Annotated in this window: 15 protein-coding genes; 14 read left to right on the top strand and 1 reads right to left on the bottom strand. The window is 66.7% G+C overall.

Going from position 1 to position 18,062, the window contains the following annotated elements; all coding sequences use genetic code 11:
- Position 1 precedes the first annotated feature (1 nt).
- Both RAM80_RS06265 and adeC read left to right on the top strand, forming a co-directional pair.
- The gene (locus tag RAM80_RS06265; RefSeq protein WP_416425360.1) at positions 2–3,151 is read left to right on the top strand and encodes an efflux RND transporter permease subunit; all 3,150 of its coding nucleotides are present in this window, start codon (positions 2–4) and stop codon (positions 3,149–3,151) included.
- Positions 3,148–4,557 (top strand): AdeC/AdeK/OprM family multidrug efflux complex outer membrane factor, encoded by a 1,410-nt coding sequence (gene adeC / locus RAM80_RS06260; RefSeq protein WP_416425359.1) that lies wholly within the window; start codon positions 3,148–3,150, stop codon positions 4,555–4,557. The genes RAM80_RS06265 and adeC overlap by 4 nt, the downstream gene beginning before the upstream one ends.
- 98 nt (positions 4,558–4,655) lie before the next feature.
- Here adeC and RAM80_RS06255 read toward each other — a convergent pair whose 3' ends face one another.
- On the bottom strand, positions 4,656–7,430 hold the full coding sequence (locus tag RAM80_RS06255; protein WP_416425358.1) for a glycoside hydrolase family 3 C-terminal domain-containing protein: 2,775 nt from the start codon (positions 7,428–7,430) through the stop codon (positions 4,656–4,658).
- A 472-nt stretch (positions 7,431–7,902) separates the two neighbouring features.
- On the opposite strand from RAM80_RS06255, the gene RAM80_RS06250 reads away from it, so the two are divergent.
- From RAM80_RS06250 to gspD, 12 genes are all read left to right on the top strand, one after another.
- Complete coding sequence (locus RAM80_RS06250) at positions 7,903–8,115, top strand: hypothetical protein (protein WP_416425357.1); 213 nt, start codon at positions 7,903–7,905, stop codon at positions 8,113–8,115.
- Between the two features lie 124 nt (positions 8,116–8,239).
- The gene (gene gspE, locus RAM80_RS06245) at positions 8,240–9,889 is read left to right on the top strand and encodes a type II secretion system ATPase GspE (protein ID WP_416427424.1); all 1,650 of its coding nucleotides are present in this window, start codon (positions 8,240–8,242) and stop codon (positions 9,887–9,889) included.
- A gap of 3 nt (positions 9,890–9,892) precedes the next feature.
- Positions 9,893–11,179 carry a type II secretion system F family protein gene (locus tag RAM80_RS06240; RefSeq protein ID WP_416425356.1) on the top strand — a complete coding sequence of 429 codons (1,287 nt, stop codon included), beginning with the start codon at positions 9,893–9,895 and terminating at the stop codon, positions 11,177–11,179.
- A gap of 22 nt (positions 11,180–11,201) precedes the next feature.
- Positions 11,202–11,612: a type II secretion system major pseudopilin GspG gene (gspG, locus tag RAM80_RS06235; protein WP_416427423.1), complete on the top strand. Its 411-nt coding sequence runs from the start codon at positions 11,202–11,204 to the stop codon at positions 11,610–11,612.
- Positions 11,613–11,614: 2 nt separating this feature from the next.
- The gene (locus RAM80_RS06230) at positions 11,615–12,043 is read left to right on the top strand and encodes a pilus assembly FimT family protein (RefSeq protein WP_416425355.1); all 429 of its coding nucleotides are present in this window, start codon (positions 11,615–11,617) and stop codon (positions 12,041–12,043) included.
- Positions 12,040–12,393 (top strand): type II secretion system protein, encoded by a 354-nt coding sequence (locus tag RAM80_RS06225; RefSeq protein WP_416425354.1) that lies wholly within the window; start codon positions 12,040–12,042, stop codon positions 12,391–12,393. Before RAM80_RS06230 ends, RAM80_RS06225 begins: the two co-directional genes overlap by 4 nt.
- Complete coding sequence (locus tag RAM80_RS06220) at positions 12,390–12,968, top strand: prepilin-type N-terminal cleavage/methylation domain-containing protein (protein ID WP_416425353.1); 579 nt, start codon at positions 12,390–12,392, stop codon at positions 12,966–12,968. The genes RAM80_RS06225 and RAM80_RS06220 overlap by 4 nt, the downstream gene beginning before the upstream one ends.
- A complete protein-coding gene (locus tag RAM80_RS06215; RefSeq protein WP_416425352.1) occupies positions 12,965–13,675 on the top strand; it encodes a type II secretion system minor pseudopilin GspK in 711 nt (236 codons plus the stop codon). Before RAM80_RS06220 ends, RAM80_RS06215 begins: the two co-directional genes overlap by 4 nt.
- Positions 13,672–14,688, top strand: a complete 1,017-nt coding sequence (locus RAM80_RS06210) for a PilN domain-containing protein (protein ID WP_416425351.1) — start codon at positions 13,672–13,674, stop codon at positions 14,686–14,688. The genes RAM80_RS06215 and RAM80_RS06210 overlap by 4 nt, the downstream gene beginning before the upstream one ends.
- Positions 14,669–15,283: a type II secretion system protein GspM gene (gene gspM / locus RAM80_RS06205; protein ID WP_416425350.1), complete on the top strand. Its 615-nt coding sequence runs from the start codon at positions 14,669–14,671 to the stop codon at positions 15,281–15,283. Before RAM80_RS06210 ends, gspM begins: the two co-directional genes overlap by 20 nt.
- The gene (locus RAM80_RS06200) at positions 15,280–15,801 is read left to right on the top strand and encodes a hypothetical protein (RefSeq protein ID WP_416425349.1); all 522 of its coding nucleotides are present in this window, start codon (positions 15,280–15,282) and stop codon (positions 15,799–15,801) included. The genes gspM and RAM80_RS06200 overlap by 4 nt, the downstream gene beginning before the upstream one ends.
- Positions 15,798–18,032: a type II secretion system secretin GspD gene (gene gspD, locus RAM80_RS06195; RefSeq protein ID WP_416425348.1), complete on the top strand. Its 2,235-nt coding sequence runs from the start codon at positions 15,798–15,800 to the stop codon at positions 18,030–18,032. The genes RAM80_RS06200 and gspD overlap by 4 nt, the downstream gene beginning before the upstream one ends.
- The last annotated feature ends 30 nt before the right edge of the window (positions 18,033–18,062 follow it).

The following is an 18,062-nucleotide window of genomic DNA, read 5'->3' as shown; positions in this document are numbered from 1 at the left end:
CATGTCCAGATTCTTTATCGACCGGCCCATCTTCGCCTGGGTAATCGCCCTGGTGATCATGCTGGTCGGCGCCTTGTCGATCCTCAACCTGCCGGTCAACCAGTACCCCAGCATCGCGCCGCCGGCCATCGACATCACCGTGACCTACCCGGGCGCCTCGGCGCAGACCGTGCAGGACACCGTGGTGCAGGTGATCGAGCAGCAGCTCAACGGCATCGACAACCTGCGCTACATCTCCTCGGACAGCAACTCCGACGGCTCGATGACCATCGAGGCCACCTTCAACCAGGGCACCAACCCGGACATGGCCCAGGTGCAGGTGCAGAACAAGCTCAACCTGGCCACCCCGTTGCTGCCCCAGGAAGTGCAGAACCAGGGTATCCGCGTGACCAAGGGGGTGAAGAACTTCCTGATGGTGATCGGCCTGGTGTCCACCGATGGCAGCATGACCAAGGATGACCTGGCCAACTATATCGTCTCCAACATGCAGGACCCGATCTCGCGCACCAGCGGCGTGGGTGACTTCCAGGTGTTCGGTGCCCAGTACGCCATGCGCATCTGGCTCGACCCAGCCAAGCTCAACAAATACGCGCTGACCCCGGCCGACGTCTCCACCGCCATCACCAACCAGAACGTGCAGGTGTCCTCGGGGCAACTGGGCGGCCTGCCGTCGGTGGCGCACCAGGAACTCAACGCCACCATCATCGGCAAGACCCGCCTGCAGACCGCCGAGCAGTTCAAGAAAATCCTCCTCAAGGTCAACACCGACGGCTCGCAAGTGCGCATCGGCGACGTCGCCGACGTGGGCCTGGGTGGCGAAAGCTACAGCATCAGCTCCGAGTACAACGGCAAGCCCGCCTCGGGCATGGCCATCAAGCTGGCCACCGGCGCCAACGCCCTGGACACCGCCAAGGCCATCCGCGAAACCGTCAACCAGCTGCAACCCTTCTTCCCGCAAGGCGTGAAAGTGGTGTACCCGTATGACACCACCCCGGTGATCACCGGCTCGATCCACGGCGTGGTCGAGACTCTGGTGGAAGCCATCATCCTGGTGTTCCTGGTGATGCTGCTGTTCCTGCAGAACATCCGCGCCACCCTGATCACCACCATGGCCGTGCCCGTGGTACTGCTGGGCACCTTCGGCATCCTCGCCGCCGCCGGTTTCAGCATCAACACCCTGACCATGTTCGGCATGGTGCTGGCGATCGGGCTATTGGTCGACGACGCCATCGTCGTCGTGGAAAACGTCGAGCGGGTGATGGCCGAGGAGGGCCTGTCACCGAAAGAAGCCACGAAAAAATCCATGGGCCAGATCCAGGGCGCCCTGGTGGGTATCGCCATGGTGCTGTCGGCCGTGTTGCTGCCCATGGCCTTCTTCGGCGGTTCCACCGGCGTGATCTACCGCCAGTTCTCCATCACCATCGTCTCGGCCATGGCCCTGTCGGTGCTGGTGGCGCTGATCTTCACCCCGGCGCTGTGCTCCACCATCCTCAAACCGATCGCCAAGGGCAGCCACGGCAAGACCACCGGTTTCTTCGGCTGGTTCAACCGCACCTTCGACCGTGGCGTGCACCGTTACGAGCAGGGCGTGATCAGCATCCTGCGCCACAAGGTGCCGTACCTGCTGGCCTACGCGCTGATCGTCGGCGGCATGATTTTCCTGTTCACGCGCATTCCGTCCTCGTTCCTGCCCGAGGAAGACCAGGGCGTGCTGTTCTCCCAGGTCACCACGCCACCGGGCACCCCGGCCCAGCGTACGCAGCAGGTCATCGACCGCATGCGCGACTACATGCTCAAGGATGAATCGGGCGCTGTCAGCTCGGTATTCACCGTGACCGGCTTCAACTTCGCCGGCCGCAGCCAGAACTCGGGCATGGGCTTCGTCATGCTCAAGCCGTGGGACCAGCGCGACGCCTCCAACAGCGTCAGCGCCCTGGCGGCCCGTGCGCAGAAACACTTCGCCAGCTTCCGCGACGCCATGGTGTTCGCCTTCGCACCGCCTGCGGTGATGGAGCTGGGCAATGCCACCGGCTTCGACGTGTACCTGCAGGACCGTTCCGGCGTCGGCCACGCCAAGCTGATGGAGGCGCGCAACAAGTTCCTCGCCGCCGCCGCCAAGAGCCCGATCCTGTCCCAGGTGCGCCCGAACGGCCTGGACGACGAGCCGCAGTACCAGCTGGTGCTGGACGATGAGCGCACCGAGGCGCTGGGCGTCACCGTCGCCGACGTCAACGACACCCTGTCGTATGCCTTCGGTGGCAGCTACGTCAACGACTTCATCGACCGTGGCCGGGTGAAGAAGGTGTACATCCAGGGCAAGGCCGACTCGCGCATGAACCCTGAAGACCTGAACAAGTGGTACGTGCGCAACAGCGCCGGCACCATGGTGCCGTTCTCGGCCTTCGCCAGCGGCAAGTGGGTGTATGGCTCGCCGAAGCTGTCGCGTTTCAACGGCGTGTCGGCGGTGGAAATCCTCGGTGCCCCGGCCCCGGGCCACAGTACCGGTGAGGCCATGGCCGAAGTGGCGCGCATTGCCGCCACCCTGCCAAGCGGCATCGGCTATTCCTGGACCGGCCTGTCGTATGAAGAGAAGCTGTCCGGCTCCCAGGCGCCGGCCCTGTACGCGATCTCCATGCTGATGGTGTTCCTGTGCCTGGCGGCGCTGTATGAAAGCTGGTCGATCCCGATCGCGGTGATGCTGGTGGTGCCCCTGGGGATCATCGGTGCGCTGCTGGCCACCACCCTGCGCGGGCTGTCCAACGACGTGTACTTCCAGGTGGGCCTGTTGACCACCATCGGCCTGGCGGCGAAGAACGCCATCCTCATCGTCGAGTTCGCCAAGGAACTGCACGAGCAGGGCCGCAGCTACACCGAGGCGGCCATCGAGGCCTGCCGGATTCGTCTGCGGCCCATCATCATGACCTCGCTGGCGTTCATCCTCGGCGTGGTGCCCCTGGCCATTTCCCTCGGCGCGGGCGCCGGCAGCCAGCACGCCATCGGTACCGGCGTGATCGGCGGCATGCTCACCGCCACCACCCTGGCCGTGTTCTGGGTGCCGTTGTTCTTCGTCACCATCTCGTCGCTGTTTGGCGACAAGCGCAAGGCCAAGGACGAGCCCGCACCTGCCATTGAAGAGGAGACCGCACAATGATTCGTCCCCTGACGTGCCTGGCCCTGGCGGCGTTCATGCTCGGCGGCTGCTCGCTGATCCCGCACTACGACCGCCCGGCCGCCCCGGTGGCCGCGCAATTTCCCCAAGGGGCGGCCTACGCCCCGGCGCAGGAGGCGGCGGCCCAGGCCGCCGCCGAGCAGGGTTGGAAACAGGTGTTCCGTGACCCGGCGCTGCAGGCGGTGATTCACACCGCCCTGGACAACAACCGCGACCTGCGCGTGGCGGCCCTGAACGTCGAGGCTTACCGTGCCCAGTACCGGATCCAGCGGGCCGACCTGTTCCCGGCGGTGACCGCCGGCGGCACCGCCGAGCGCACCCGCACCCCGGCTGACCTGAGCACCACCGGCAAGACCGCCGTGGGCGGCGAATACACCGCCACCCTCGGCGTCAGCGCCTATGAGCTGGACTTGTGGGGCCGCGTGCGCAGCCTCAGCAAGGAGGCTCTGGAAACCTACCTGGCCAGCGATGAAGGTCGCCGCTCCACGCAGATCAGCCTGGTGGCCAGCGTCGCCAATGCCTGGTTCACCCTGGAGTCGGACAAGGAACTGCTGAAGCTGACCCAGGACACCCTGGCCACGTACGAGCAGAGCTACAAGCTCACCGCCCACAGCGGCGAGGTGGGTATCTCCACCGCGTTGGACGTCAGCACCGCGCGCATTTCGGTGGAAACCGCCAAGGTCAGCCTGGCCAAGTACCAGCGCGCCGTGGCCCAGGACATGGACAACCTGGTGTTGCTGCTGGGCACGCACCTGCCGGACAACCTGCCGGCGGCGCAACCGCTGGCCAACGACCTGGTGGCCGAAGTGCCGGCGGGCCTGCCGTCCGACCTGTTGCAGCGGCGCCCGGATATCCTTGAGGCCGAACACACCCTCAAGGCCGCCAACGCCAACATCGGCGCGGCGCGCGCAGCGTTCTTCCCCAGCATCACCCTCACGGCCAGTGCCGGTTCGGAGAGCGCCGACATGGGCCATCTGTTCAAGGGCGGGCAGGGTACGTGGACGTTCGCGCCGAGCATCAACATTCCGATCTTCAACGCCGGCAGCCTGAAGGCCAGCCTGGACTACGCGAAGATCGAGAAGGACGTGGACGTGGCCAGCTACGAGAAGGCCATCCAGACCGGCTTCCAGGAAGTTGCCGACGGCCTGGCCGCGCGCCAGACCTACAAGCAGCAGTTGCAGGCGCAGAAGGACCTGGTGCAAGCCAACCAGGACTACTACCGCCTGGCCGAGCGCCGCTACCGCACCGGCATCGACAGCAACCTGACCTTCCTCGACGCCCAGCGCTCGCTGTTCAGCGCCCAGCAGTCGGCGATCACCGATCGGTTGTCGCAATTGACGGCCGAGGTGAACCTGTACAAAGCCTTGGGGGGTGGTTGGAAGGAGTGACCATGGCCTGACGCCGCCTGCGGCCGCTGCTACGGAAGGGCGTAACGCTGATCTTCGTAGCAGCGGCCGCAGGCCGCGTCAGAGGCGGGTGGAAAGCGTCAGTTGCCGCTCGCCGACCCCTGGGTGGTGGTCGACGTGGTGCCGTAGTCACCGCTGTCGCTGGTGTCGCTGTCGTCACTGCTGGCCTGGTCGTACAGGCCGCCGGTGTTGACGGTCGACTCGGTCACTTGCGTGGCCTTCAGCGCCGCACGTGGCAGCGGGTTACTGGTGGTGGTCGACAGCTCCTGGCGGAACGGGTTGACCAGCTTGGCGTGCAGGCGAATGTCCTGGGACGAGGCGCCCAGCGACAAGTCGAAGGTGTCGGCATCGACCACCCACTGCTTGCTCTTCTCATCGAAGTAGGCCAGCGAGCGATCGTTCAGCTCGATGGTCACGCGCTTGTGCTCACCCGGCTGCAGGAACACCTTCTTGTACCCCTTCAATTCCTTCACCGCGCGGTCCACGTGCGGGTGCTGCTGGCCCACGTACAGCTCGGCCACTTCGGCGCCGGCGCGCTTGCCGGTGTTGGTCAGGTCGAACGACACCTTGATCGGCACATTGCCCACCGCGGTCCCCGGGGTGACCTTGATGTTGCTGTAGCCGAAGGTGGTGTACGACAGGCCGAAGCCGAACGGGAACAGCGGCTGCGTGTGCTTCTTGTCGTAGCCGCGGTAGCCCAGGAACAGGTCGTCCTTGTAGCTGATCTCGGTCAACGAGCCGTTGTTGTCGTAGTTCGGGAAGTCCGCGTACAGCGGGTTGTCCTGAATGCTGCGCTCGATGCTGATCGGCAGCTTGGCCGACGGGTTGACCTTGCCGAACAGAATCTCGCCCAGCGCCTGGCCGCCGTTCTGGCCCGGGTAGAAGGCGTGCAGCGCCGCGCCGACGTTGTCCACCCAGTCAGCCATCTTCAGCGCGGTGCCGCCGTGCATGGCCACCACGGTGTTGGGGTTGACCTTGGCGATGCTGTTAATCAGCTCGTTCTGGTACTCGGGCAGGTCGAAGCTGTGGTCGAACCCTTCGCCTTCGTATTCGTTGCTGTTGCCCACGGCAACCACCACCGCGTCGTACTTGGACAGGTCCTGCGGCGCCGCCAGCGAGGCCCAGGCCATCTGCACGCCGACCATGCCGCCCATGGTCGACAGGTAGCCGTCGCGGCGCGAGTACTCGAGCTTCACGTCATACGCCTTGCCGGCTTCCAGCTTGATCTTGCCCGACACCGGAATGGTCGGCGGGATGCTGTTGTCGGGCAGGTGCGTGCCGTCGCCGTTGTTGATGATCTCCTGGCCGTTGACCCACAGGCGCACGGCGCCGTCGGCACGCACCTTGAACACCTGGTCGCCGCTGGTGGTGGGCGTGACCTGGCCGGTCCAGCGCACGGAAGTGTTGGCGGTATCACCGTTGGTGGGCAGGTCGGTGTCGCTGGACCAGTCCATGTTCACGTGGGTGTCGGTGCGGGTGGCGGCTGCGGTGCCCGACCAGGTGGCGTTGGTGAAGAACTCGGCGGTCAGGCCGGTGGCGCTCTTGCCGGTGCTGCTGTCGGTGTGGGTCCAGGCCGAGGCGGTCGGGTCCAGGGACAGGCCGTCGAGGAACTCGACCTTGGCGTTGGGCGCGGTCTGGGCGATGCCCGACAGCTCGCTGATGTACTGGGTGGCCTCGACGTTGGCGCTGCCGAAACCGGTAGGCGGGGCATACTTGGCCAGGTCGCCGACCACGGCGATCTTCTTCACCTTCTTGGCGTCCAGTGGCAGCAGGCCGCCCTTGTTCTTCAGCAGCACGATGCCTTCGCGGGCGACGTTCAGCGCGGTCTTGTTGCTGGCGGCGCTGTTCATGTCGTGGGCGGTGGACGGGGTCTTGCTGTCGAACTGGAACAGGTACACCTGGCGCAGCATGCGGCGCACTTTTTCGTCGACGGTGGTCATGCTCAGCGCGCCGCTTTCCACGTACGGGGTCAGGGCGGTGGCGTTCATCTGGTAGCCCATCATGTCCAGGTCGGTGCCGGCGTTGGCGGCCGAGAGCCCGGTGATGATGGCGTTGTAGTCGCTCTGCACGAAGCCCTTGTAGCCCCATTCCTTCTTCAGGATCTGGGCGATCATGTGCTTGCTTTCGCAGGCGTAGTCACCGTTCACCTTCTGGAACGAGCACATCATCATCGCCACGTTGCCGTTCTTCGACGCCGATTCGAAGGTAGGCAGGGTCATCTCGCGCAGCACGCGCTCGGGGATGGTCTCGTTGAGGGTGAAACGGTTGGTTTCCTGGTCGTTGGCGGCGAAGTGCTTGGCCTCGGCCCACACGCCACGGGACTGGATGCCGTTGATCAACGCTGGGCCCAGGCTGGCGCCCAGGAACGGGTCTTCGCCGGACAGGTATTCGAACGCGCGGCCGCCGTACGGGGTGCGGTACAGGTTCATGCCCGGGCCGGTGACGTACTGGTAGCCACCGCTGGCGGTGTCATAGCCCAGGGCGCGGCCGTAGTCCATGGCGCGGCGCGGGTTCCAGGTGGCGGCGATGTTGGGGCCGGCGGGGTAGACCACGCCCTGCTCGTTGCCGTTGCTGGTGTAGCGCACGCCGGCGCCGCCGTCGGCACCGTAGATTTCCGGCACGCCGTACTGGGTCAGGGGCTTGAGGTCCCAGCCGCCGGTGCCGGCCAGGTAGTTGAGTTTCTCTTCCTGGGTCATCTTCGCCAGGGTCTGTTGGGCCGCCTTGTCGGCCTTGGCTTCCAGGGCCTGCTGCCGGGCCTGTTGTTGCTGAACCGAGTCGGCCGCATGCACTTGCGAAATGGCCAGGGCCAGCAGGGCGAGCGCCGACTGCGCACCCAGGTGTCTACGTGTGTTCATGTGTTACTCCAACAGCCAATGGTGGTCCATTTGCGGCGGTACACGGCAGGCTGCCGCGTACTTTTCTCCAGACAAAAGTTGGCCGTGGCCGAAACTGCTTAGTTGCAGTAACGGCTAACTGATGGCCATGTTTCAATCACGTTTAATTATCGTGAAAGTTTGTTCTGTCTATATAGGAGGTGCCATTATTACGCTATCGTTTGTACCAGGATGGGGCGGCGATAAGCGGCCAAATTAAGACAATTGTTGCCTGAACTTGTCAATCGAAAGGTTTTTTTCGCGCGTTTTTGCGATTTTGTGTCCGGATGTGTGAACCTTTGCAAAACCTACTGGTCGATGGGTTTAGCGAATTATGGCCCCTGTGCCGGGTTCGCAAGTTAAATTGTCATCCGCTGTGCGCTATTGTCGCAGGCATCTTTAAAGTGATGGCAATTTGAACTTTCAAACTTTCCCGTTGATGGAGTTACTTGTGATGAAACTGTCTTTCGCGGCCGCCTGTGCCGCCCTGAGCCTGTCGTTCGCCGGCGCCACCTTTGCCGCTGATGCCACCGACACCGCCTCGGGCGCCAGCGACTCCACCGTCATGACCCAGAGCCACGACGCCAAGGCCACCCAGAAGCACAAGAACGAATCGAAAAAGGGCGGCCGCCCGCTGAGCACCACGGCGAAGAAAACCGCCAACTGATCCTTCTCAGGCTTCACCCCGGAAGGGGCATCGCCTGATGCCCTTTCCCCGGTTCATGTAGTAGCGCACCGTGCCCGATACTCCCCTCACTGCCCCCGACGACGCCCTGGTCTGCCAATGGCTGATGCGCCATTCCGGCCTCAAGCCGGTGGACCTCGACCGTGCCCGGCGCCTGGCCGCCGAAGACGACGACAGCGAACTGCCGGCGTTGCTCACGCGCCTGGGCCTGGTCTCGGAACTGGAACTGGCCCGCGCCTGGTCGGCGCTGATGGACGTGCCGCTGCTGCTGGCCGAACAGGCACCGGCATCGCTGGACCGCGTGCCGCCACTGACCGAACGTTTTCTGCGCCATTACCGCGTGGTACCGGTGGCCTGGGACGAGGCGGGCGTGCACCTGCTGACCGCCAACCCCGGCGACCCGTACCCCTTCGAAGCCGTGGCCCACGCCTGCGACGCGCCGGTGCGCCTGGCCATCGGCCCGGGCAACGAGGTCGACAGCCTGATCGAGCGGTATTACGGGCAAGGGCGTTCGGCCATGGGTAGCCTGATCGAGACCCTGGACGAAGACAGCGGCGCGCTGGAAGACATCGAGCACCTCAAGGACCTGGCGTCCGAGGCGCCGGTGATCCGCCTGGTCAACCTGATCCTGCAGCGCGCGGTGGAACAGCGCGCCTCCGACATTCATATCGAGCCGTTCGAAAGCCAGCTCAAGGTGCGCTACCGCATCGACGGCGTGCTGCACGAGGCCGAGGCGCCGCCGGCCAGTTCGTCGGCAGCGGTGATCAGCCGGGTGAAGATCATGGCGCGCCTGGACATTGCCGAGCGGCGCCTGCCCCAGGACGGCCGCATCATGCTGCGCATCCAGGGCAAGGAGCTGGACCTGCGGGTGTCCACCGTGCCCACCAGCTTCGGCGAGTCGGTGGTGATGCGCCTGCTCGACCGCCAGACCGTGAGCTTCGACTTCCAGAGCCTGGGCTTCGATGGCGAGCGCCTGGAAGGCTTCCTCGACGTGCTGGAAAACCCCCACGGCATTTTGCTGGTGACCGGGCCCACGGGCTCGGGCAAGACCACCACCCTGTACACCGCGCTGTCGCGGCTCAACACCGCCGAGCGCAAGATCATCACTGTCGAAGACCCGGTGGAGTACCAGCTGGAAGGCATCAACCAGATCCAGGTGAAGCCGGCCATCGGCCTGGACTTCGCCGGCGCGCTGCGCTCCATCGTGCGCCAGGACCCGGACGTGATCATGATCGGCGAGATGCGCGACCTGGAAACCTGCCGCATCGCCATCCAGTCCTCGCTCACCGGCCACCTTGTGTTGTCGACGCTGCACACCAACAGCGCCGCGGCCAGTATTACGCGGCTGTTGGACATGGGCGTGGAGAGCTACCTGATCGCCTCGACGGTGAAGGGCATCCTCGCCCAGCGCCTGGTGCGGCGCCTCGACCCGGCCACGCGCATTCCTTTTGAAGCGCCGCCGGAACTGATCGCCGAGCACGGCCTCGACCGTTTCACCGAGCAGCGCCCGATCATCCTCTACCAACCTGCGGCGTCCGCCACCGGCAGCGGCTATTTCGGCCGCAGCGCCATCACCGAGCTGCTGGTGATGAACGAAGAACTGCGCAGCCTGCTGATGCGCCAGGCCGATGCCTCGACACTGGAGCAGGCGGCCCGCCGTGGCGGCCTGCGCACCCTGTATGAAGAGGGCTTGCGCCAGGCGGTGGCCGGCATCACCTCGCTAGAGGAGGTGCTGCGCGTCACGCGCGGCGAATAACTCATGGCCTATTTCAAATACCGCGCGCTGGACGCCGAGGGTGCCAGCCAGCAGGGCAGCATCGAGGCCAGCGATCAGCAGGCCGCCGTCGCGCTGCTGCAGAAGCGTGGCCTGCTGATTCTGCAGGTGGAAGCACTGGGCGGGCCGGGCCTGCGCCGGGCGCTGAACCGCGGTGCGTTGAACGGCGCGGCCTTGGTCAGTTTCACCCAGCAACTGGCGACCCTGCTGGGCGCCGGCCAGCCGCTGGAACGTTCCCTTGGCATCCTGCTCAAGCAGACCCAGGAAGCCAAGGCCCGTGCGCTGATCGAACGCATCCGCGAACAGGTCAAGGCCGGCAAGCCGCTGTCCCAGGCCCTGGAAGAAGAGGGCGGGCAGTTCTCCACGCTGTATATCAGCATGGTCCGCGCGGGCGAGGCGGGCGGTGCGTTGGAAAATACTTTACGGCAGCTCAGCGACTACCTGGAACGCAGCCAGACCCTGCGCGGCGAGGTCATCAACGCGCTGATCTACCCGGCGTTCCTGGTGGTGGGCGTGCTGGGTTCGCTGGCCCTGCTGCTGGCCTACGTGGTGCCGCAGTTCGTGCCGATTTTCCGCGACCTGGGCGTGCCGATTCCGCTGATTACCCAGGTGATCCTGGCCATGGGCGAGTTCCTCAGCGCCTGGGGGCTGGTCGTTCTCGCCGGCCTCATCGTCGTCATCTGGGGCAGCGCCATCGCCCTGCGCGACCCGGCCCGGCGCCAGCGCAACGACCTGCGCCTGCTGAAGATAAAAATCATCGGCCCGCTGCTGCAACGCATCGAGGCCGCGCGCCTGGCGCGCACCCTCGGCACCCTGCTGAGCAACGGCGTGGCGCTGTTGCAGGCGCTGCTGATCGTGCGCCAGGTGTGCAGCAACCGCGCCATCGTCGCCCAGGTGGAGCAGGCCACCGACTGGGTCAAGGGCGGCGGCACCCTGGCCAGCGGCCTGAGCCAGGAGCTCTCTGTGGGAGCTGGCTTGCCAGCGAGCCTTTCAGGGCCCCAAAGCTCGCTGGCAAGCCAGCTCCCACAACGCAGGTCGCAATTGCTGCTGCCCGAATTGGCCATCCAGATGATCGACGTCGGCGAACAGGCCGGCGAGTTGGACGGCATGCTGCTGAAAGTCGCCGAGGTGTTCGACGTCGAAGCCAAGCGCGGCATCGACCGCCTGCTCGCAGCGCTCGTGCCCACGCTCACGGTGGTCATGGCGGTGATGGTCGCCGTGATCATGCTCGCCATCATGCTGCCGCTGATGAGCCTCACCAGTAACATTTAAAGGACCACACCCCATGAAAACCATGAACACGGGCCGCCGCCAGGGCGGTTTCACCTTGCTGGAAATGCTCGCGGTGATCGTGCTGCTGGGCATCGTCGCCACCATCGTCGTGCGTCAAGTTGGCGGCAACGTCGACAAGGGTAAATACGGCGCCGGCAAGGCGCAACTGGCCAGCCTGAGCATGAAGGTCGAGAGCTACGCCCTGGACATGGGCGCGCCACCGGCCAACCTCAACCAGCTGGTGACCAAGCCTTCCACGGCGGGCAACTGGGCCGGCCCCTACGCCAAGCCGTCGGATTTGAAAGACCCGTTCGGCCATCCGTTCGGCTACCGCTTCCCCGGCGAACACGGCAGCTTCGACCTGATCTTCTACGGCCAGGACGGCCAGCCGGGCGGCGAAGGCTACAACGCCGACCTGGGCAACTGGGAATAACCATGCAGCGCGCCCGCGGCTTCACCCTGCTGGAAATGCTCGTGGTCATCGTGCTCATCGGCGTGGCTGCGGGGCTGGTGGGGTACGGCTTGCAGCGTGGGCTGCACAGCGCCGGCGAGCGCAAGGCGGTGGTGCAAGTAGTGGAGGCCCTGCGCGCCACCCGCGTGCGCGCCATCGTCACCGGGCAGCCGGCGCGCACCCAATTCGACCTGGCGGCGCGGCGTTTCCAGGCGCCGGGCAAAGCCATCGAGGCGTGGCCGGCGGACCTGCAGGTGCAACTGCACACCGCTGCCGAACTGGGCTCGGCGTTCGAGTTTTACCCCGATGGCGGCGCCAGCGGCGGCCACCTGCTGCTCAGCGATGGCGGCCAGCGCTGGCGCATCGACGTGTCGTGGCTGACCGGCACGGTCAACCTGCAGGCGCTGCGATGAAGGCGCAGCAGGGCTTCACGCTGCTGGAAATGCTCGCTGCACTGACCATTCTGGCCGTGTGCAGCGCCGTGCTGCTGATGGCCTTCGGGCAGGCGGCGCGCTCGCTCAAGCAGGTGCAGGCCAGCGACCGGCTGACCGCCGCCGGCCGCTCCATTCTCGACCAGCAGGCCGACGGCGAGTTGCAGCCGGGCAGCCGCGACGGCACCTGGGCGGGGATCCGCTGGCACCTGGACGTGCGCCAGCTGCCGGCGGCCAACCATCTGCGTCTGTTCCAGCTGGACCTGCGCGTGCGCGAAGACCAGCGCCAGGCGCACTTCGCCACGCTGACCGTGCGGGGGGCGCAGCCATGAACCGGCGCCAGGGCGGCTTCACGCTGCTGGAAATCCTCCTGGTGCTGAGCCTGCTGGGCGTGCTGCTGGCGCTGGTGGGCGGGGCGATCCTGGGCGCCAACCGCGCTGTGGCCAAGGCCCAGCACTACACCGAGCGCCTGGACGAAGTGCGCGCGGCGCAGGACTTCCTGCGCCGCGCCATCGGCCAGGCGCTGCCGCTGGACGACGGCCAGCAGCGAGTGTTCGCCGGCAGCGCCCAGGCCATGGCGTTCATGGCACCGTTTTCGGCCAATCTCGGCGGCGGCATCGTGCTGCACAGCCTGGCCCTGCATGGCCAGCGCCTGGAAGTGGCGTTGAGCCAGGGCGGCCAGCCCTGGGGCGAACCCCAAGTGCTGCTGCACCAGGTGCGCAGCCTGCAATTCACTTACCGCGGCTATTCGCCCAAGGGCGAGCTGAGCACCTGGCTGGCCACCTGGCCGTGGCCGGGGCGGCTGCCACGCACGGTGCAGATCGACGCGCAGCTGGGTGGCCCGGTGCCGTGGACCGCGGAAAGCGTGACCCTGCGCCTGGACCTGTCGACGGTGGCGGGCCAATGAAGCAACAACAAGGCGTGGCGTTGCTGCTGGTGCTGTGGGTGCTGGCGCTACTGAGCATTCTGCTGGCCGGGTTGGCCGGCTGGGTGCAGCTGGAAAGCCGCCAGGCCCTGTGGCAGCGCCAGCACACCGAGGCGCTGTTGGCCGCCGAGGCTGGCATCAACCTGACAGTGGCGGCCCTCAGCGACCCGGCGCAGAAAAACGCCTGGCCCGCCGACGGTCGTCCCCACGCGCTGGCCTTCGAGCGCGCCACCGTGCAGGTAAGCCTGTTCAGCGAACGCGGCAAGCTCGACCTCAACAGCGCCAGCACCGCCGACATCGCCCGGCTGATGCAGGCGTGCGGCGGCGCGCGCGGCGTGGCAGCGGCCCTGGACCAGCGCCGTGGCAACGGCCAGCCACCGCTGCGGGTGGTGGAGGAACTGCGCCAGCTGCCCGGCATGAACCGCAGCGTGTTCGCCTGCGCCGCCCCGCAGGTCACCTTGTGGAGCGGCCAGGAGCAGCCCGACCCGGCGTTCGCCACGCCGCTGCTGCGGCGGTTGCTGAGCCTGCCCAGCCTCAAAGTCAGCGGCGCCGACCCCGGCCCCATCCTAACCCTGGCCAGCGTCGCGCAGTTGCCTGGCGGCTTCAACGCAACGCTGGTCGTGACCCTGCTTCTCAACCCTTCCACGGAGGGGGCCCGACCGTATCGGGTCCTGCATTGGCAAGAATGAACCTGAACACCTATTACGCCCAAGGGCGCGCCGCCTTGCAGCGGCACTGGCGCGGCAGCGGCGCCCAGCGCCTGTGGCAGGCCTGGTTGGCCGAGTTGCTGGGCCTGTTGCCGCCACGCTGGCGCGCACGGCTGGCCGGCGGTGCGCCGTTGCAGGTGCTGCACTGGCCGCTGGACGAGCCGGCCGACCCCACGCCGCCGCGGGTGCTGGTGCTGCCGCGCAGCGAGGTGCTGGTGCAGACCCTGAGCTTGCCGGCGGCGGCCGCCCGCGACCTGCACAACGTGCTGGGTTTCGAGCTGGACAAATACACCCCCTACCGTGCCGAACAGGTGAGCTTCTGCGCCCAGGTGCTGGGGCAGGCCGGCAACACCATCAAGGTGCGGCTGGTGGTGATCGTGCGCGAGCGCCTGGAGCAGATCCTCGCCGCCTGCGCCGGCTTCACCCTGCACGGCGTCGACGTGCGCGACGGCGAGCGCCTGGGCATCAACCTGCTGCCCGATGCCTTGCGGCCGCAAGCCAGCAGCGGCGGGCGCCTCAACCGTGGCTTGCTGCTGACCTGCGCCGGCCTGCTGTTGACGGTGATGGTCATGTGGCTGCAATCGCGCGAGGCGCTGTTGATCGAAATGCAGGCCCAGGTGCGCCAGCAGCAGGCGCAGATCGGCCAGTTGCAGCAGGTGCGCGAGACCCTGGCCAACACCCAGGGCGCGGCGCGCTACCTGATCCAGCGCAAGGCCGCGCAGCCGGCGCTGGCCAGCGTCATCGCCGACCTCAGCCACTGCCTGCCCGAGGGCACCTGGCTGGAACAGCTGGAAGTGGACGACGGCGGCCAGGTCACGCTGACCGGCCAGAGCACCCAGGCCAGCGCCCTGATCGGCCAGCTGAAGACCTGCCACAGCCTCGACGACCCGCAGTTCCAGGGCGTGATCCAGCCCGACGGCGACACCGGCAAGGACCATTTCAGCCTGCGCGCCCACCTGCATCAGGAGGCCGCCCATGGCTCGTCCGCTGACTGAACGTGAGCGCCGTGGCGCCGCGCTGATCGCCCTGGCGCTGGTGCTGGCGGCGCTGTACTGGCTGCTGGTACAGAGCTGGTTCGCCGGCCCGCTGGGCGAGGTGAACACGCAGATCGAGCAACTGCGCGAACAGCAGCAGCGCTACGCCGGCCAGCTGGCCCAACGGCCGTTGCTCGACAAGCAGCTGGCCGCCGCCCGCCATGACCCTGCCAGCAGCCTCAGCCTGCTGCCCGGCAGCGACCCCAGCGCCGTGGCCGCCGACCTGATGCAGCGCATCGCCGACCTGATCAAGGCCAAGGCCGACGACGGCGCCGGCTGCGCGCTGACCCAGCGCATGCCCATCACCCCTGAGCAGGACAGCGCCCAGCCGTACCGGCAGATCAAGGTCAGCCTGACCCTGGAGTGCAGCATTGAGCCGCTGATGGCGCTGCTGCACACCCTGGAATTCCACCGGCCGTTCCTGTTCGTCGACAACCTCAGCGTGCGCCGCGCCAGCAGCGCGCCGGCCACGGGCGGCGCGGGGCGGCTGACCGTGCACCTGCTGGTGCGCGGCTACCTGGCCAAGGCAGCTGCGGCGCAAGGGGAGGCGCCATGAAGCTGCGCCTCACGCCGCTGCGCGCGGCGCTGCTCCTGTGCGCCGGCACTCTGGCCGCCACCGCCGCCAGCATTGCCGGCGGCCTGGGCAGCGCGCCGGGCTGGCTGCCCCCTGGGCCTGCGCACCCGTTGGCGACAGCCCATGTGGCGGCCAGCGAGCTGCCGCAGGTGAGCCTCGACAGCCTCGACGCCGCCTGGCACACGCCGCTGTTCAGCCCCAACCGCGCCCCGGACCAGAGCGCCCAGGGGCCCAGCGCCGACCTGGCCGGCCTGGTGCTGACCGGCGTGGTGGTCAACGGCGACCTCAAGCTGGCGCTGCTGCGCGACGCCAGCGGCCACCCCCTGCGCGTCCACCAGGGCCAGGCCCTGCCCAACGGCTGGACCCTGCAACAGCTTTCTCCCCTGGAGGCGCAGTTCGCCTACCAGGGCCAAACCCGCAGCCTGCGCTTGCCGGCGCCGCGTCTTCCAGCCCCTTCACGCGCGGCCATGCTCACGCTGCCGCCGGTAACCGAACCTTGAAAACACTGTTCCCTGGAGTCACACCGTTGCGCACCCCCTTGCTCTGCCTGGCCACCGCCGTCGCCCTCGGCGGCTGTGCGACCGCGCCCCACACCTTTGAAAATGACCCGGCGCTGATGCACGAGGCCCTCAACGGCACCGGCGACCAGCGCCAGCCCGTGGCCGAGGCGCCGGTGGCGCAACCTGCCAGCAACAACGCCGCGGTGATGCCCAAGCGGCAGATCATCAGCGGCAACCAGCGCTTCGTACGGCCGCCGGCGCCGGTCAAGGGCGAGGATGAACAGGGCAGCGGCGACATCGTCTTCAACTTCACCAACCAGCCCATCGAGGCGGTGATCAACACGGTGATGGGTGACCTGCTGCACGAGAACTACAGCATCGCCCAGGGCGTGAGCGGCGACGTCAGCTTCTCCACCTCCAAGCCGGTGAACAAGAAAGAAGCGTTGTCGATTCTGGAGACCCTGCTGTCCTGGACCAACAACGCCATGATCCGCCAGGGCAACCGCTACGTGATCCTGCCCGCCAGCCAGGCGGTGGCCGGCAAGCTGGTGCCGGAGATGACCGTGTCGCAGCCGTCCAACGGTCTGTCGGCGCGGCTCTACCCGCTCAAGTACATCTCGGCCACCGAGATGCAGAAACTGCTCAAGCCCTTCGCCCGTGACAACGCCTTCCTGCTGGTGGACCCGTCGCGCAACGTGTTGAGCATGTCCGGCACCCCCGAGGAGCTGGCCAACTACCAGGACACCATCGACACCTTCGACGTCGACTGGCTCAAGGGCATGTCCATTGGCGTCTACGGCCTGCAGCGCGCCTCGGTGGCCGAGTTGATGCCGCAACTGCAGAAAATGTTCGGCCCCGACAGCGGCATGCCGTTGGCGGGCATGGTCAAGTTCCTGCCCAACGAACGCACCAACTCGGTGGTCGCCATCTCGGCCCAGCCCGAGTACCTGCGTGAGGTGGGTGACTGGATCAGGACCATCGACGAGGGCGGCGGCAACGAACCGCAGATGTACGTGTACGACGTGCGCAACATGAAGGCCACGGACCTGGCCAAGTACCTGCGGCAGATCTACGGCAACGGCCAGATCAAGGACGACAGCGCCGCCAAGGTCGCGCCCGGGTTGCGCACCACCACGCTATCGTCGCTCAATGGCAGCAACAGTTCGGGTATCGGCAGCACCGGTACCACCGGGCTGACCACCACCGGCACCCAAGGCCTGAGCGGCGGCAACTCGCTGAACAACAACTCCCTGCAAAGCCCTGACGAGGACAGCGACGAGGGCGCGGACGACACCGGCAGCGCCAGCGGCGGCCAGCAGAAGAGCCTGGACGACAGCACCCGCATCACCGCGCAGAAGGCCAGCAACCAGCTGCTGGTGCGCACGCGCCCGGCGCAATGGAAAGAGATCGAATCGGCCATCAAGCGCCTCGACAACCCGCCCATGCAGGTGCAGATCGAGACGCGCATTCTGGAAGTGAAACTCAGCGGCGAGCTGGACCTGGGCGTGCAGTGGTACCTGGGCAAGCTGGCAGGCAACTCCTCCAGCACCACCGTGGCCAACACCAAGGGCAGCCAGGGTGCGCTGGGCAGCGGCGGGGCTGGGCTGGGGTCCACCGACACGGCGTTCTATTCCTTCGTCAGCAGCAATTTCCAGGTGGCGCTGCATGCGCTGGAAACCAACGGCCGCACCCAGGTGCTGTCGGCGCCGTCGCTGGTGGTGATGAACAACCAGCAGGCGCAGATCCAGGTGGGCGACAACATCCCCATCAGCCAGACCACGGTGAACACCAGCACTTCCGACACCACCCTGAGCAGCGTCGAGTACGTGCAGACCGGCGTGATCCTCGACGTCACCCCACGCATCAACCCGGGCGGCCTGGTGTACCTGGACGTGCAGCAGCAGGTCAGCGATGCTGACACCAGCAACGAAACCAGCACCCAGACCAACCCGAACATCTCCACCCGTTCGGTCTCCACCCAGGTGGCGGTGCAGAGCGGCCAGACCGTGCTGCTGGGCGGGTTGATCAAACAGGACAACAGTGAAACCGCCTCCAGCGTTCCCTACCTGGGCCGCATTCCGGGCCTGCGCTGGCTGTTCGGCAGCACCACCAAGTCGAAGGATCGCACCGAACTGCTGGTGCTGATCACCCCGCGCGTGGTCACCAGCAACAGCCAGGCCCGGCAGGTGACCGATGATTACCGGCAGCAGATGCAGCTGCTCAAACCATAACCCCGTGGCGCCCTCGGACGCGGCCTGCGG

It is taken from the genome of Pseudomonas sp. App30 (assembly GCF_047947025.1).
Classification (GTDB): Bacteria; Pseudomonadota; Gammaproteobacteria; order Pseudomonadales; family Pseudomonadaceae; genus Aquipseudomonas.
This window is presented reverse-complemented; position numbering and strand designations above follow the sequence as displayed.

Coding starts and splice junctions, on each gene's coding strand:
- RAM80_RS06215 (WP_416425352.1), top strand. CDS start 12,965: ATGAAGCAACAACAAGGCGTGGCGTTGCTGCTGGTGCTGTGGGTGCTG.
- RAM80_RS06250 (WP_416425357.1), top strand. CDS start 7,903: ATGAAACTGTCTTTCGCGGCCGCCTGTGCCGCCCTGAGCCTGTCGTTC.
- gspE (WP_416427424.1), top strand. CDS start 8,240: ATGCGCCATTCCGGCCTCAAGCCGGTGGACCTCGACCGTGCCCGGCGC.
- RAM80_RS06240 (WP_416425356.1), top strand. CDS start 9,893: ATGGCCTATTTCAAATACCGCGCGCTGGACGCCGAGGGTGCCAGCCAG.
- RAM80_RS06255 (WP_416425358.1), bottom strand. CDS start 7,430: ATGAACACACGTAGACACCTGGGTGCGCAGTCGGCGCTCGCCCTGCTG.
- RAM80_RS06210 (WP_416425351.1), top strand. CDS start 13,672: ATGAACCTGAACACCTATTACGCCCAAGGGCGCGCCGCCTTGCAGCGG.
- RAM80_RS06200 (WP_416425349.1), top strand. CDS start 15,280: ATGAAGCTGCGCCTCACGCCGCTGCGCGCGGCGCTGCTCCTGTGCGCC.
- adeC (WP_416425359.1), top strand. CDS start 3,148: ATGATTCGTCCCCTGACGTGCCTGGCCCTGGCGGCGTTCATGCTCGGC.
- RAM80_RS06265 (WP_416425360.1), top strand. CDS start 2: ATGTCCAGATTCTTTATCGACCGGCCCATCTTCGCCTGGGTAATCGCC.
- gspG (WP_416427423.1), top strand. CDS start 11,202: ATGAACACGGGCCGCCGCCAGGGCGGTTTCACCTTGCTGGAAATGCTC.
- RAM80_RS06230 (WP_416425355.1), top strand. CDS start 11,615: ATGCAGCGCGCCCGCGGCTTCACCCTGCTGGAAATGCTCGTGGTCATC.
- RAM80_RS06225 (WP_416425354.1), top strand. CDS start 12,040: ATGAAGGCGCAGCAGGGCTTCACGCTGCTGGAAATGCTCGCTGCACTG.
- RAM80_RS06220 (WP_416425353.1), top strand. CDS start 12,390: ATGAACCGGCGCCAGGGCGGCTTCACGCTGCTGGAAATCCTCCTGGTG.
- gspM (WP_416425350.1), top strand. CDS start 14,669: ATGGCTCGTCCGCTGACTGAACGTGAGCGCCGTGGCGCCGCGCTGATC.